At 62.6% G+C, this 15,676-nt stretch carries 14 protein-coding genes; 13 read left to right on the forward strand and 1 reads right to left on the reverse strand.

Annotation, left to right across the window (positions count from 1 at the left end):
* Positions 1–95: 95 nt before the first annotated feature.
* The 12 genes from BSP239C_RS21175 to BSP239C_RS14130 all read left to right on the forward strand — a co-directional run bounded on the left by BSP239C_RS21175 (position 96) and on the right by BSP239C_RS14130 (position 11,784).
* Positions 96–410, forward strand: a complete 315-nt coding sequence (locus BSP239C_RS21175; protein ID WP_257930217.1) for a hypothetical protein — start codon at positions 96–98, stop codon at positions 408–410.
* Positions 411–500: 90 nt separating this feature from the next.
* Positions 501–1,574 carry an ABC transporter permease gene (locus tag BSP239C_RS14080; RefSeq protein ID WP_219618909.1) on the forward strand — a complete coding sequence of 358 codons (1,074 nt, stop codon included), beginning with the start codon at positions 501–503 and terminating at the stop codon, positions 1,572–1,574.
* Positions 1,574–2,554, forward strand: coding sequence for an ABC transporter permease (locus BSP239C_RS14085; RefSeq protein ID WP_226841703.1), 981 nt, complete (start codon positions 1,574–1,576; stop codon positions 2,552–2,554). The genes BSP239C_RS14080 and BSP239C_RS14085 overlap by 1 nt, the downstream gene beginning before the upstream one ends.
* Positions 2,554–4,209, forward strand: a complete 1,656-nt coding sequence (locus tag BSP239C_RS14090; protein ID WP_101573913.1) for an ABC transporter ATP-binding protein — start codon at positions 2,554–2,556, stop codon at positions 4,207–4,209. The genes BSP239C_RS14085 and BSP239C_RS14090 overlap by 1 nt, the downstream gene beginning before the upstream one ends.
* Complete coding sequence (locus tag BSP239C_RS14095) at positions 4,202–5,305, forward strand: LD-carboxypeptidase (protein WP_101573915.1); 1,104 nt, start codon at positions 4,202–4,204, stop codon at positions 5,303–5,305. The genes BSP239C_RS14090 and BSP239C_RS14095 overlap by 8 nt, the downstream gene beginning before the upstream one ends.
* Before the next feature lie 105 nt (positions 5,306–5,410).
* The gene (locus tag BSP239C_RS14100) at positions 5,411–6,229 is read left to right on the forward strand and encodes a serine hydrolase (RefSeq protein WP_257930218.1); all 819 of its coding nucleotides are present in this window, start codon (positions 5,411–5,413) and stop codon (positions 6,227–6,229) included.
* A gap of 71 nt (positions 6,230–6,300) precedes the next feature.
* Positions 6,301–6,615 (forward strand): DUF3870 domain-containing protein, encoded by a 315-nt coding sequence (locus BSP239C_RS14105; protein ID WP_101573918.1) that lies wholly within the window; start codon positions 6,301–6,303, stop codon positions 6,613–6,615.
* A 153-nt stretch (positions 6,616–6,768) separates the two neighbouring features.
* Positions 6,769–7,920, forward strand: a complete 1,152-nt coding sequence (locus tag BSP239C_RS14110; RefSeq protein WP_101573920.1) for a DUF819 domain-containing protein — start codon at positions 6,769–6,771, stop codon at positions 7,918–7,920.
* A 119-nt stretch (positions 7,921–8,039) separates the two neighbouring features.
* A complete protein-coding gene (locus BSP239C_RS14115; RefSeq protein WP_101573922.1) occupies positions 8,040–9,110 on the forward strand; it encodes a dipeptidase in 1,071 nt (356 codons plus the stop codon).
* The gene (locus tag BSP239C_RS14120; protein WP_101573924.1) at positions 9,107–9,817 is read left to right on the forward strand and encodes a type 1 glutamine amidotransferase; all 711 of its coding nucleotides are present in this window, start codon (positions 9,107–9,109) and stop codon (positions 9,815–9,817) included. Before BSP239C_RS14115 ends, BSP239C_RS14120 begins: the two co-directional genes overlap by 4 nt.
* 40 nt (positions 9,818–9,857) lie before the next feature.
* Positions 9,858–11,288, forward strand: coding sequence for an APC family permease (locus tag BSP239C_RS14125; RefSeq protein ID WP_257930219.1), 1,431 nt, complete (start codon positions 9,858–9,860; stop codon positions 11,286–11,288).
* Between the two features lie 100 nt (positions 11,289–11,388).
* Positions 11,389–11,784: a universal stress protein gene (locus BSP239C_RS14130; protein WP_101573928.1), complete on the forward strand. Its 396-nt coding sequence runs from the start codon at positions 11,389–11,391 to the stop codon at positions 11,782–11,784.
* Between the two features lie 66 nt (positions 11,785–11,850).
* Here the strand turns inward: BSP239C_RS14130 and BSP239C_RS14135 are convergent, their stop codons facing one another.
* Positions 11,851–12,933 (reverse strand): NAD(P)/FAD-dependent oxidoreductase, encoded by a 1,083-nt coding sequence (locus BSP239C_RS14135; RefSeq protein WP_101573930.1) that lies wholly within the window; start codon positions 12,931–12,933, stop codon positions 11,851–11,853.
* Between the two features lie 484 nt (positions 12,934–13,417).
* Between BSP239C_RS14135 and BSP239C_RS14140 the strand changes: the two genes are divergently transcribed.
* On the forward strand, positions 13,418–15,673 hold the full coding sequence (locus BSP239C_RS14140) for an HNH endonuclease signature motif containing protein (protein ID WP_101573931.1): 2,256 nt from the start codon (positions 13,418–13,420) through the stop codon (positions 15,671–15,673).
* The last annotated feature ends 3 nt before the right edge of the window (positions 15,674–15,676 follow it).

Consider the following 15,676-nt stretch of genomic DNA (forward strand, 5'->3'; position numbering starts at 1 on the left):
GCGGGACAAGCCAGGACGGGTACTGCAGCAAGGCCTTCGACAAGCTCTACAAGGCCCAGCACACCGAGCTTGATGAGAAGAAGCGAGTCGACCTCGTGCACAAGGCTCTGGCCCAGCATTACGAGGACACACCCTCGGTGACGCTGTGGTACCCGAATCAGCTCGAGGCCTACCGCTCGGACCGGTTCACCGGTTTCACCAAGCAGCCCACCGACGGCGGCATCATCGCCAACCAGGTCGGCTACTGGGGATACACCTCGGTGGAACCCGCCAGCGCGGACGACACGTCCGGTGAGGGCGGCGGCATGGGGGCCGGCGGCTGGATCTCCATCGCCGCGGCAGCCATCGTGGTCATCGGCGGAGGCGGCTTCCTGATCAGCCGTCGCAAGAAGTCCGACGATCGCGAATAGTCCCCACCTGCGAACCATCGTCGGCGAGCGTCGTAACCACGGCGCTCGCCGACATCACACGCTTCCCCCTGCGAGACCAGGAGTTTCCCAGTGACAACACCGACGCATGACCTCCCCACCCCGCCGGGTGGTCCTGACCCTGGTGGCACAGGCGTCCAAGTCGCTCGCGACATGGACGAACCGCCGAAGGGCGGGTCGTTCCTGGGCTACCTGCTGCGCAAACTCGGCGGTGCCCTGACCTCGATGATCCTCGTCATCGTCCTCGGCTTCTTCGCATTCCGCATGCTGCCCGGTGACCCCGTGCTCAAGATCGCCAAGGAACGGCCCATGAGCCCGGCACAGATCGCCGAGCTGCGCAGTCAGTACGGCCTGGACAAACCGGTGATCGTCCAATTCTGGGACTACCTGGTCGGCATCTTCACCGGCGACTTCGGCGAAAGCTACGTCTACCGCAAACCGGTTGCCTCGCTCATCGTCGAATATATGGGACCGACACTTCTGCTCACAGCCACGGCCGCGGTCCTCGCGATCGGCCTGGGCCTGTGGCTGGGTCAGCTCTCGGCCTGGCGCCGCAACTCGCTCTTCGACAAAATCGCCTCGTCGACCTCGCTCGTGTTCTGGTCGGTGCCCACCTTCTGGCTGGGCCTCATCCTGCTCATGATCTTCGGCGGCACCCTGCAATGGCTGCCCACAGGCGGGATGATCACGCCCGGACTCGACCCATGGTCCTTCGCCGGCATCATCGACGTCGTCAAGCATCTGATCCTGCCCGTCATCACCATGGTGGCAGTCGTCTACGCGCAGTTCCTCATGGTCATGCGCGCCTCGCTCATCGAAGAGATGAGCGAGGACTACCTGACCACAGCACGCGCCAAGGGCCTGACCGAGGACGAAGTGCGCAAGAACCACGCAGTGCCCAACGCTCTGCTGCCTACGGTCACCGTCGTGTTCATGCACATCGGCGGGCTCATCGCCGGTGCCGTCACCGTCGAAGCCGTGTTCTCCTGGCCGGGCCTGGGTAAGCTCACATTCGAAGCGATCAGCGGGCCCGACCTGCCGCTGCTGCAGGGCACCTTCGTCGTGTTCTCGGCCATCATCATTCTCATGAACCTGGCGGCAGACATCGTCTACCGGTTCCTCGATCCACGAGTCAGGAGGGCCTGATGAGCAATTCCTTACCGACGACTCCGTCAGGAAGTGCCTCCGAGTCGAACGCTGCCGAGGTGAACGCTGCCGAGGTGAACGCCTCCGTCATCGACGGGACGAAACTCGTCCGCGAACGCCGGCTGAACAACGTCAAGAAGAACTGGTCCTTGTTCCGCTCCGACATTCCCGCGATGGTCGGGGCGATCCTCCTCATCTTCTTCATCCTGATCGCGATCTTCGCCCCACTCATCGCTCCCGCCTCCATGCTCGATGTGACGAAGCAGCTCGATGTGCCCCGCTACGCCCCGCCGAGCCTCGACCACCCGTTGGGTACCGATAACCTGGGCCGCGAACTCTGGATCCGGATCCTCTGGGGAGCCCGCGTATCCATCCTCGTCGGCGTCGCAGCGACCGTCATGTCGATGGTCATCGGCACCGTCATGGGGCTGGCAGCGGGCCACTTCTCTGGTCTCTTCGGCGCAGTGGTCATGCGTATCATCGACTTCTTCATCGTCCTGCCCTCACTGCTGCTGGCGATCGTCCTCTCCTCCGTCCTCGAACGCGGCGTCTTCACGATCGTCGTCGCGATCGGAATCACCTCGTGGGCGTCGACTGCGCGCATCGTGCGGTCCCAGACCTTGAGCGTGGAGTCCCGGCTCTACATCGAAAGGGCGCGCATCCTCGGCGCCGGACATCGTCACATTCTGTTCAAGCACATGCTGCCCGCGGTGATGCCGCTGGTGCTGGCGAACACGACGCTGACCGTCGGCAGTGCGATCATCGCCGAATCCACCCTGTCCTTCTTAGGGCTGGGGGATACGAGCAAGGAGTCGTGGGGCACGATTCTGAAGAACTCGATGGACATCTCCGCTGCGACCTCCGGCTACTGGTGGTATGTGCTCACCCCCGGCATCGCGATCCTGCTCGTGGTGCTCGCCTTCACTATGGTCGGACGCGCATTCGAAGCCATCATCAACCCAGCCCTGAGGAGTCGCTGATGACCGACCTCAGATTCGATAAGGTCTCTATCACCTACCGCTCGGCCTCGGCCCGGGGCGACGTCCCCGCAGTCAGCGACATCAGCCTCGACCTGCCCACCGGAGCCACTCTCGGCATTGCCGGGGAGTCCGGTTCGGGCAAGTCCACACTGATCATGTCGGTGCTGCGTCTGCTGCCCAAGTCCGCGAAGATCGACGGGCAGGTCAGCCTCGGCGGGAAAGACGTTCAGGACCTCAGCTTCGGTGAGATCCGAGCGGTGCGCTGGGCGCAGGCCTCGATCGTCTTCCAAGGCGCCCTGCACTCGCTCAACCCGGTCCGTGAGGTCGGCGGGCAGATCATCGAGGCCCTCGAACATCATGCGAAGGGCACCTGGACCACACCCGCCAAGCGACGGGATCGGATGTTCGAACTCCTCGACGAGGTCGATCTCGATAAGAGCAAGGCAGTGGCCTATCCGCATGAGTTCTCCGGTGGGCAGAAGCAGCGGATCATGATCGCCATGGCCCTGGCCTGCGAACCCGACATCATCGTCGCCGACGAACCGACCACCGCCCTCGACGTCATTGTGCAGAAGCAGATTCTCGTGGGCCTGGCGAAGCTCGTGGCCGAACGCGGAATCTCCCTGCTCATGATCAGTCACGACCTCGCCGTGCTCTCCGCGGTGTGTGAGAACCTCGCGATCATGCGCCACGGCCGGCTCGTCGAATACGGTCCCAGCGACCGAGTCTGCCTGGACCCGGAAGAGGACTACACGAAGCAGCTGGCGGGTGCGTTCCCACAGATCGGTGACGCCGAATCGCGGATGAATCCGCGCACCCTCAAGCCCGCCGAGGTGCGCCGGGCCCAGCCGTACACGATGACCGATGAGGTGGTCCTCGAGGCCAAGAACCTCAACGTCTCCTTCGACACCAGGCAGGGCAGGGAACGGGCCGTGCGCGACGTGAATCTGGCGCTGCACAAGGCAGAGATCCTCGCCGTCGTCGGCCAGTCAGGGTCGGGGAAGACGACCCTGGCCAGATCACTGCTTGGCCTGCAGGAGGTGGATCCGGGCTCGCAGATGGAGTTCGCGGGCAAGGCGCTGCCGAAGAAGGCGAAGGCCCTGCGCACATTCCGTCGCCAGGTGCAGATGATCCTCCAGGACCCCTCTGGTTCACTCAATCCGAAGCGCAGCGTCTACGAAGCGGTGGTTGAGGGACTGCGCGTGCAGAAGCTGACCGACAACGAATACCATCGGGTCATCGGGGCGCTCGAGGCGGCCGAGCTGACACCGGCCGCAGACTATCTCGAATCGATCCCGCAGGAACTCTCCGGCGGACAGCGGCAACGCGTCGTCATCGCCGGGGCACTTGCTCTGGACCCACAGGTGCTCATCGCCGATGAACCGGTCGCCTCCCTCGACGCCTCGGTGCGAGGGGAGATCCTTTCCCTGTTCCTGGCGCTGAAGAAGAACCTGGGCATGAGCGCCCTCATCATCACCCACGACCTCGGACTGGCGTGGAACATCGCCGACACCGTGGCCGTGATGAAGCAGGGCGAGATCGTCGAATACGGTGACGTCGACACCGTGCTGGCGAACCCGCAGCACACATACACGCAGGAACTCCTCGCCGCAGTTCCCCGATTGGGAAGTCAGAGTCTGGTCACGCATGAATAGCTCCACCACAATCACCTCGGGCGCTGCGACTGCGCTCGCAGGCGTCAGTCCGTACCTTGACACGGTGCCGCTGCAGGCCGGCGACAGCGTCCGTCTCATCGCTCCCTCGGGCCCGACCGATGAGGAATCCCTGCTGCGCGCGATTGCGCAGCTCGAATCCTGGGGGCTGCGTGTCGTCGTCGGCGACAACATTCGCGCTCGCCACCCGCGCGTGAAATACCTGGCAGGAACCGACGAACAGCGCCGAGCCGACCTCATCGATGCCTGGTGTGATCCGGACGCCGCTGCGGTCATCGCACTGCGGGGCGGTTTCGGGGCGATACGCCTCCTGGACGGCATCGACTTCGATCTCATGCGCGAGCACGCACTGCGGCCGGATGGGCGGCCCAAGCTGCTCACCGGGTCCTCGGACATCACCGCCCTGCACCAGGCCTGGGACCACCACCTGTCGGTGGCGACGCTGTTCTGCCCGATGGTCGGCAACGATCCGTTCAAGAACTCCACAGTCGTCCCCGCCGAGGTGGCCACCTGGCTGTTCGAACCCTGGGGCGGCCGTGAACTCGGGTTCCCGGCAGACGACCGCGAACCCGGGTTCCCGGAGGGAGACGGTGAACTCGGGTTGGCCGCGGAGGACGGTGCGGCGTATTCTCGCCCGCTCAGCCGGGCGCGGACGTTGGTTCCGGGGACTGCGAAGGGCCGCCTCGGCGGGGGAAACCTCAGTCTGGTCGCGGCCGGGATGGGAAGCCCGGAGCTGGCCGGGGTGCGTGAGCTGCGTGAGCGCAGCGGACCTTCGATCCTTCTGCTCGAGGACGTCGACGAGGAGCTCTACCGTCTCGACAATCTGCTCGTGCAGCTGGTCCGCGGCGGCTGGTTCGACTCGGCAGACGCGGTGGTGCTGGGCTCCTGGCAGGACTGCGCGGAGATAGCCGAGGTCGAGGCATTGATCATGGACTACCTCGGCGAGGCGGGCATTCCGATCGTCAGCGAGATGGGCTTCGGGCATGACCCCGACGCGCCGAGCACACCGCTGGGAGTCGCCGTCACGCTCGAGGCTCCGGCCCAGGGCAGACCGCGAATGTGGGTGGACGGAGCGTGAGGGGACTGTGATGCTGGAGGACTTCCAAGGCCTCCAAGGCCTCCAAGGCTTCCGGGACTTCGATGGAGATGAGGAATACACGCGATGATTGAGGATGCGAACGAAATGACTGAAGACGTGAACATGGGTGACGTGGACTTCGACCGCCTGCCGGGAGTGCGCTTCAGCGCCCTGGCCTTCGATATCGACAGCGGCGAACGCGTCTTCGCCCACAACGAGAACGACGAGCTCGACACCGCCAGCATGGGCAAGGTGTTCCTCCTGCACACGGCCCTGCAGATGCACGTCAACGGCAGCCTCAACCTGTCCGAGCGCCTGTCACGGCGGCCCTCGGAACGGGTCGACGAATCCGGCATCTGGTACCTCATGGAGCAGGATGATCTGAGCGTCTACGACGTGGCCGTGCTCGTCGGAGCCTTCAGCGACAACTTCGCGACCAATGTGCTCATCCGTCGCATCGGCCTCGAGAACGTCGCCCGCCAGGTCGAAGACCTGGGGTATCGCAGTTCCGGACTCCACGACTTCCTCCGTTGGCCTCGTCCGGCCAAGGCACCGCGCGCCCTGTCGACGGGCACCGCGACCGAGTTCAGCAACCTCATGGCCCGGCATGCGAAAGACGAGTTCTGGGACGAGTCGACGAACGAGATCTTCCGCCGTTGGTTGGGAGCCGGCGCGGACACCTCGATGGTCGCCTCGGCGTTCGACCTCGACCCGCTGGCCCACTACAACTACCAGCGTGACGTGTGGGTATGGAACAAGACCGGCACGAACGGGACGATTCGCGCCGACTCCGGGATCGCGATGACCCCGACCCGTCGCGTCGCCTACGCCGTGTTCGCAAACTGGGAGAAGGACACGGACCGGGTCGTCGACGTCATGCCGATCATGCGCGAAGCCGGCGACGCCATCCACCGCTTCCTCTGAGAAGACCGGATATCGAACGACTCGAGAATGTGGACTGTCACACGCTCTTCCTCGAGTATCGTTGATGTCCTATGACCTCCTCGATCTACCTCACCGGCGAAGCGAAGGCGCCGTCGAACAACCCGATCATGGCACAGTACGGGTTGTTCTACATCGCCTTCGAGATCGAGGCGGAGACACATCGAGTCCTCGATGTCGACTGCTCGGCGACGTTGGCCCTGACAAGGAAGTTCATCAGGAGCCTGTTCATCGACGCAGACATCAGGGACACCGGTCGACTCACGGATTCGATCACAGCCAGATACCACGGGTCCTCCCAGAAGGCGCTCATCGTCGCTGTGAACAACGCAGCGAAGAAGTACCAGGAGCTCCCAACCTCTAGCTGAGACGAGTCCTCGACCACCAAGATTGCCTGGGTCCCCACCGGACCGGATCCAATCGACAACCGCACATGGCTTCACCGCACACTGTGCCTGCACCTCGTGGACTGAACCGGGGGCGTCGCGGCGCGGTCCAATCCACCTGAAGGAGTGTCGTTTGTGATCACGGACGGTTTTCTATTCATCAGCCTGCTGCTGGCGATTTCGGCGGTTCTCGTCGTCGCCGACCGCAGCGGGAAATTCAAAGTATTCAAATATGTCCCCGGGTTCGTCTTCCTCTACATCGTGGCGGCCCTGCTCAACACGGTCGGCTTGTTCGACCACGACGCGATCGACGGCGTCGGTGACGGGCTGCAGGACGCGTTGCTGCCGGCGATGATCCTGCTCCTGCTGTTCAAATGCGATGTACGGCAGATCATCCGCCTCGGACCGAAGCTGCTGCTGACCTTCGTAGTCACGGCCGCCAGCATCATGATCGGCTTCATCGTCGCCTACCTGATCGTGCATTCGGCACTGGCTCCCGAATCCTGGAAGGCCCTCGGCGCGCTCAACGCGTCATGGACCGGCGGTTCAGCGAACATGGTCGCTGTTCAGAACATCTTGGAGGCGCCGGAGGCCATCTTCGGCTACGTGCTCATCGTCGACACAGTCCTCTACTCCTTCTGGCTGCTCCTCATCTTCTCTTCGGTCGCGGTCTCCGATAAGTTCAACAGATGGACGAAGGCAGATACCTCGAAGTTCGACTTCGCCGATCGGGTCACCGACGAGGAGGAGAAGCCGATGACCCTGTCCTCGATCATCGGTCTGCTGGGCTTCGCCCTCCTCGTCTCTGCCCTGGCCGCCAAGGCGGGCGAGTTGCTGCCGGAAGTGGGTACGGTGATCAACGCCTCGGCCTGGACGATCCTCATCGTGAGTATCCTGGGCCTCATCATCGGGTCGACTCGGTGGGGGCGGGCCGCGGGTTCGAGTCAGCTCGCGACCATTATGCTCTACCTCATCATCGGCATCATCGCCTCCGGATCCGACTTCACTTCGCTGGCCGAAGCACCGATCTATCTGGTCGCCGGTGTGATCGTGCTCCTCGTCCACATCGTCATCATGCTCGTCTATGCGAAGCTGACGAAGACCGAACTGTTCAGCATCGCCGTGGCCAGCACCGCGAACATCGGGGGAATCGCCTCGGCGCCGGTGGTCGCGGGCGCATTCAATCGTCAGCTGGTGCCGGTGGGCGTGCTCTTCGCGCTCATCGGAACGTTCTCTGGAACCTTCCTCGGACTGTGGTCGGCGCAGCTGATGTCGGGCATCGGATGATGAGCTTGATTCGGCGCCTGAGACCGCAGAGACTTCCACTCAACCCACCGATGACCACCCGAGCTTACCGATGACCATCCGAACTTGCCGATGACCATCCGAACTGAAGGAGCACACTCATGACATACGACGTCTTCGACGGACACAACGACCTCGCCTGGTATCTGCGTGAGGAGCGTGACTACAGCGTTGAGGGACTCAACGATCCCAAGGTCTCGCCGTTCACCACGATGGATCAGCTGCGGGAGGGCAGCGTCGCCGCACAGTACTGGTCGGTCTACGTCCATTCCTCGATCACCGGCGCTGATGCGATCAAGGCCACCTGGGAACAGATCGACGCCGTGCAGCGTGTCGTCACGAGCTATCCCGAACGGCTCCAGTTCGCCCGCACCGCCGCCGAGGTGGTCGCCGCGCGAGACGCCGGAAAGGTCGCTTCGCTTATGGGTGTGGAAGGCGGGCAGCAGATCGACGAATCGCTGGCTGTGCTGCGCTCCTATGCGCGCGCCGGGTCCCGGTATATGACCCTGACGTGGTCGACGACCCATTCCTGGGCGGACTCGGCCACGGACGAGCCGCAGCATGGGGGCTTGAGCGAATTCGGCTGCGAGGTCGTGGCGGAGATGAACCGGATCGGCATGATCGTCGATCTCTCCCACGTCGCGCCCAGCGTCATGCACCAGTCCCTGGACATCTCTACCCTGCCCGTGATCTTCAGCCACTCCTGCGCCCACGGACTCAACCCGCATGCGCGCAACATCCCCGACGACGTCCTCGACCGGGTGCCCGGCAACGGGGGAGTGGCGATGATGACCTTCGTCCCCTCCTTCGTCTCCAACGCGCGCCGCGAATGGGTGGAAGCAGGGGAGAACGGCACCGCCCCCGAGGTGACTGTGGCCGATGTGGCCGACCACTGCGATTACGTACGCGAACGGATCGGAATCGACCACATCGGATTGGGCGGCGACATCTGCGGTGTCGATGAGCTGCCGAGCGGCCTCGGCGATGCCGGGCAGTATCCTGCGCTGTTTGAGGAGTTGGCCGGTCGCGGCTGGTCGGAATCAGACCTGCGCAAGCTCGGCTTCGACAATGCGATGCGCGTCCTCGAAGCACACGAGGATGCGTACACACGCTTCCTGGGGACCTCGGCGGGTACGGAACGCACGGCAACCTCGGCGGGGCGGTCGTCATGACTCGGCTCCTCATCATCGTCAACCACATCGAATCCCAGCCGGGGCTGCTCACACATTGGATGATCTCCGAGAACATCGAGTTCGACCTGCGCATCGGCGGCGTCTCCCGTCTGCCGGAACCGAGTGCGCTGAGTGATTACGATGGGCTGATCATGCTCGGTGGCGGGTATATGCCCGATGAGACCGACCGGGCACCGTGGCTCGAGGCCGAGGCGCGGCTCTCGCGCCATGCTCTGGAGACGGATCTGCCGCAGTTCGGCATCTGCCTGGGCGGACAGCTCATCGCTCATGTCATCGGCGGGGACGTGCGGGCCCGGACCGGTGCGCCGGAGAAGGGGTACACCTGGATCGATATGACCGAGGACGCGGCACAGGATCCTGTGTTCTCCGCGATCGGGAATCGCGCTGCCTTCGTCGAAAGTCATGTCGATCGGATCGTCGATCTGCCGCCCGAGGCGACTCTGTTGGCAACAAGTACAGCTTGTCGGTTCCAAGCATTTAGAATCGGCAACGCGTGGGGCACACAGTTCCACCCCGAGTCGACAGGGCAGAATATTCGCAACTGGGACGCGGACAAATTGCAGGAACTAGGTTTTAATAAAGAGACCCTGCTGGAACAGGCAGAGGAACGCGGTGAGGACAGTCAGCGGGACGCGAAGGCGCTCCTGACGGCCTTCCTCGACGTAGTCCGCAGCAAACACCAGTGATCGCACGGCTGCGATCACGGGCGAACACGGAGGAACCATCGTGAGTCACAGCGAGAACACCATTAAGTCGGGGCCGGGGGCCGAGCAGCAGCCGGAGACCTTGAAACGGGTCATGGGACCCAAGCTGCTCCTTCTCTTCATCGTCGGAGACATCCTGGGGACGGGTGTCTATGCGCTGACGGGCAAGGTCGCCGGGCAGGTCGGCGGTGCCGGCTGGGCTCCAGTCATCCTGGCCTTCGCCGTTGCGCTGATCACGGCGTTCTCCTATATGGAGCTCGTCACCAAGTACCCGTCTGCGGCCGGTGCCGCGCTGTACACGCACAAGGCGTTCGGGATCCACTTCGTGACGTTCCTCGTCGCCTTTGCCGTCCTCAGCTCAGGGATCACCTCGGCGTCGACAGCATCCAACGTCTTCGCCGCCAACATGGTGGCCGGGTTCGGATGGGACATGTCGGGCACGGGGGTCATGTGGATTGCGATCGGCTTCCTGGCCGTCATCGCCGCGATCAACCTCCGCGGTGTGGGGGAGAGCGTGTGGTTCAACGTCGTGCTGACGGTGATCGAACTCAGCGGCCTGCTGCTTGTCATTCTGGTCGGCTTCTTCGCTTTGGGATCGGGCAGTGCCGACTTCTCTCGTGTGCTGATCTTCGAAACCGCAGACGACAAGGGTGTCTTCCTCGCGATCACCGGTGCCACCTCGCTGGCCTTCTTCTCCATGGTCGGCTTCGAGGACTCGGTGAACATGGTCGAGGAGACCAAAGACCCGAGAGACTTCCCCAAGATCATGCTCACCGGTCTGTCGATCACCGGTGTCATCTACGTGCTCGTCTCACTGGTGGCAGTCGCTGCGGTGCCGATCGGAAAACTCTCCGAGAGTGAGACGCCGCTGTTGGAGGTCGTCAGGGCCGGTGCTCCGGGGCTTCCGATCGACCTGATATTTCCCTTCATGACGATGTTCGCAGTCGCGAACTCCGCGCTCATCAACATGCTCATGGCCAGCCGCCTGCTGTACGGAATGTCCAAGCAGAACGTGCTCCCGCCCGTATTCGCGAAGGTCCTGCGCGGACGCCGCTCACCCTGGGTGTCGATCCTCTTCACAACTATCATCGCCTTCTGCCTCATCTTCGCGGTGACCACGCTGCTGCCGGAAACGGTGACCGCGTCCCTGGGCGGCACGACCTCGCTGCTGCTGTTGGGAGTGTTCGCCGTCGTCAACGTTGCTGTGTTGGTCCTGCGGAAGAAGACGGTCGAGCACAAGCACTTCAAGGCCCCGACCTACCTGCCCTGGATCGGTCTCTTCACCTGCGCGTTCCTCGTCGGGCCGTGGGCTCGTCTCGACGACCTCATCCAGTATCAGATCGCAGTGGCGCTGATCGGAATCGGCGTCGTCCTCTGGGCGGTCACCTGGTTCTGGAACCGTTCGATCAAGGGCGCGAGCACCAAGTTCCGCAACCCCGAAGAACTCTCGTGATGGCTGCGGGGGCGGTGGGAGTTTCCGGCTTCTGCTCGACATATTCAATCCGTTCAGCACGTTCAATTCGTTCAATCCGTTCAACAAGTGAAGGTGAAAAATGACCATCGTCGTGGGCTATGTCAACAATCCAGCGGGTCACGCGGCCCTCGACAAGGGGATCGCAGAGGCGAAGAAGGACGGCCAGAATCTCGTCGTCGTCAACGCATCCCGATCATCCGAGCGCAGCGATTCCTACCGCCTCGGCGAGGGCGAGATCAAGTCGGTCCAGGACTACCTCTCGCGTTCGGGCGTGCACGGGCGGGTGCTCACGCGTGGCAGCGAGTACGACCCCGCTGAGCAGATTCTCGATGCCGCCGCCGAGGTGGATGCTGAGCTGATCGTGCTCGGAACCCGGAAGCGGACCCCGGTTGGGAAGTTCCTCCTGGGGTCGACGATTCAGAGAGTCATCCTGGAAGCCGTCAGTCCTGTGCTCTGTGTGAAGGCCGGCCGCTGAACTGATGTCTTCGTCGTTGAGTGTGCGCTGAGCCGCTGAGCTGCGGTCAGCGGCGTGGCATGCCGGCTACGACACCGAGCTCATAATGAGTTCGGCGTTGATCTGCGCACCTACCATGACACCGCTGGCTGCGCTCGCCACCACCATGGCCGAGATGTCCGCGCTGTTTCCCACCGCCCAGACACCGGGAACCTCGGTCGCACCGTTCGCCTCGGCGGGGATTGACGAACCCATCCCGGTCGGATGGTCGACGACGGTGCCGCCGAGCTGCTCGAAGATTTCGCCGTTCGCGCGGAAATAGGGTCCCACGGCCAAAGCATCAAAGGTTGTGTCTGAGAGGCCGGGGGCGGCGTCAGGGTTGGTGCCGGATCCGGCCTCAGGGCTGGTGACGAGCGTGACTTCGGTTCCGGCTTCTGTGCGTTCCACTGCTTCGACCGCGGCATCGATATAGGAGATGCCGAGCGAGTCGAGCATTTTCGCCTGCGCTTCGTCCGGTGCCGGAGCCTTGTGGCGCAGGAAGGTGACGTGGTCGCTGAGCTGGGAGAACATCATCGCTTGGTGATAGGACATCGCAGTCGTGCCGATGATGCCGATGTTTTGTCCGCGAACCTCGTAGCCGTGGCAGTAGGGGCAGTGGAGGACGGTCTCGCCCCACCCATCTGCCAGCCCAGGGATGTCAGGGAGTACGTCGGTAAGGCCGGTCGCGATGACGACTCGCTTCGCCTCGATGGTGGCTCCCAACGATGTCTCGAGGGCGAAGTTGAGCTTTTCTGGTGCCTGCGTAACATTCTGGGCGCTGATGACCGAGCCGTCGACGAACTGGACTCCATATGCTTCGGCTTCCCGACGGCCCTTGGCCACGAGCTCAAGTGGGTTGATGCCCTCGTGGCCGAGGACGTTGTGAGCGTGAGCGCTCGGTGCATTGCGAGGGGAGCCGGCATCGATGACGATGACGCTGCGCAGCGAACGGGCCAACGCGATCGAAGCAGCCAGGCCACCGGCGCCTCCACCGATGATGGCCACCTCGGCAGTGAGCGTCTGCTGACTTTGCAGGCTTTGTTGGTTCTGCTGGCTCTGCTGTGCGGGGCGGGCTTGGTTCGGTGTTCTGGGGTGGGACTGGTATTGCGGTGTGACGTGTGATTCTGACATAGCGTTCCTTGGCTTGTGGGGTGAGGAAACGGGGACTTCTGCAGTTTCACCCAGCAGGCGCCCGATACGCAAGCAGATTTTCCGAACGGCAAAATATGGCGCCATGAGGACCTTCGGTTGGGTTTGTGCTTATGCCGTGTCGCGCCGCCGGTTCGCTCTGTTTCACGTTGCCTCCTCGCTCTGCTTCGCGCCGCCGGTTCGCTCTGCTTCACGCCGCCGGTTCGGGCTTGCGGAGGCTTGCTCAGTTCAAGACAGCGCATTGCCGAGGCTGTCGGCTGGTCGTCCCTCCCGCTGAAGCGATGGGCAGCGAGTGCTCTTACTTGGCCCGATTCCGCATTCGAAGAGGATCAAATATAGAACGTAGTCGGAGAATTCTACTCGTGGAACCAAATAATCGAACAAAACTATAGACTTGGGGTCTGTGGTGAGCGTAGACTTTGAGCCAGGCGGACAACAGAGCAGTTGACGAACGGATTCCGAGATCATGACCCTCACTCCCGACCGCAAGCGTGACAAGCAGAATAGGCCCGAAGAAGCCGCCTCTTCCGCTGTCCCTGCGGGTGAGGAAGAGAAAAACGAATGTGGAGGTGCTCCAACCTATCGAGAGCTCCTGCGCGGGGCCGGCTTCGACTTGGACGGGCACCCATTGGCAGATCGCTTCGACGAAGTAGCGTCGCCACCTCCGAGTGACTTTGAATTCGCCGATGCAGAGCACCCTGTCGAACCTGTCGAAATCACCGAACCCACAGGGCCGGGGGAACCTGCAGGGCTCGGTGAGCCTGCGGATCCGGCAGAGCTTGACGAGCATCCAGAAGCGAAGCGGCGGGCTCGTTGGAGCGGCCGCAGCCTGTGGGATGCGAGCGTTGATGATCCGGAAGCGGAGGCTGAGCTTAAGCGTCGTGCCGCAGAGCTGGACGCTGAAAAAGAAGAATGGATGCGCAGGAAGGCTGAGGAAGCCGAGGCCGAGCGCACCGCTGACGAAGACGTCTCGGGTAGCAGCGAAGAAGAGGACTGGGCAGCCTCTCTAGGCGTGCCGTCCGCCACCGAACTGAACGGCGGGCAATCCTCGTACCGCCCGGGACGCGCAAGCGAGACCGACTCCGCTTCTACTCAGACTGCCGTCACTGGCTCCGATGGTGACCCCACTTCGGAGCATCCTCTTCTTGACGAGCATGGGTTGGCGAAGCTTGCTCGCATCGCTCCCGAAGTAGTGAGCAGTATCCAGGGGCTGCGCTGCCTCGCCGCCGACTTCCAATCGCTCAAGCGTCCGATGAGTCCCGACGACGCGATAACGGTGGTGGACGGGCTTGAGACAGTCAACAGGCTGGTCGAATCGCTCTCCGTCGTGACTCTCTCCGTCTTCGAGCGGGTGGGGTCTCCCCGGGACTACGGAGCGAAGACGACGAAGGCCTTGGTCCAGAATCGTCTCAACCTCTCCGAGCGAGAAGCGTATCGGCGCTCCGTCCTGGCCGAAAAGCTTGGAGATCGGGTCAACTTCAGCGGCCAGTCGATAGGCCCGAAGTTTCCCCTGGTGTCCGAAGCGCTGAGAAACGGATCGCTGTCATCAACGCAGGCCAGCACAATTATCGAATGCCTGATGAACCTACCGTCTCGAATCGGCCAAGACGAACAGCTCGAAGCAGAGCGAATCCTGGTCGAAAAGGCACCGGCTGTGCGTGTGAAGGACATCCAGCAACTGTTCAACGAGATTCTCGGATGGCTCGACCCAGATGGTGAGCTGCCAGATGAGGCCACAAAACGTGATGAATTTTCGGTCAGTCTGCGCCAGCGAAAAGATGGAACCTGGGCACTCAGAGGAATCCTCGATCCCGTTACGGGCGGCATTATGAGCGGACACCTCACTTCGCGAATCAAAGCTGATGACAACGAGACTTCAACACAAGAGGAGCAAGGCGAGTCGCCCACAGGCGCAAATGCCACCTCAGCCGCCGACCAGGAAGTGGTCGACGTATTCAACCAAGTCCTGCAAGGCGAGCGACCAGACGCGGTGGACCCGTCTCTGAATCTTGGCTTCGACCATAAACCCAGCGACGGGGTGGACGATGCGAAGAAGTCCAGTGGTCAGGGCGACCGTGATGTACCACCCGGATATGGAGTGAGAGAAGACGGCTCCTTGGAAGCGATGGCCGGCCGCCAGCCGAGCGTGAAGAACAGAATCTATGAACGCTTCGCCACAATGATCGGTCGGATAGAAATGAATCGAGTGATGGCAGGTTCGCCCTTCGCACTCGTGGTCACGGCGAAGGCTGAGGATCTGGCGAAGCAGTCCGGTCGCGCGTTCACCGACGCGGAAGCAGCATTTCCGATGCAGACGGCATCCTACGAAGGGCTGAACGGCTCGGTGTTCTTCCACCTCATGGGTGAGAAGACGAAGACGATGGAACTTGCCACCGAAAGACGATTCGCCACCTCGAAGCAATTGGCGATCATTTCCAGCAGAGACCAAGGATGTACATTCCCCGGTTGTGACACTCCGCCGGGGTGGTGCGACGCTCACCATATCGTTCCGTGGGCAGATAAGGGCAGGACGGATGTCAATAACCTGACATTGACATGCGGATCGCACCACCATCTGATCGACAAGTCTGATTGGCACACCGTGATGCTCAAAGACGGTCGCCCAGCATGGGTGCCACCCGCGTCGATCGATCCCTCCCGACGTCCGATCCTGCACGCACGATTCGTTGCGAAAGAGATCACAGATACGCTTTTCGATTAGTGG

Origin of the sequence: Brevibacterium sp. 239c (assembly GCF_900169365.1) — a bacterium.
In the GTDB taxonomy this organism is placed as follows: domain Bacteria; phylum Actinomycetota; class Actinomycetes; order Actinomycetales; family Brevibacteriaceae; genus Brevibacterium.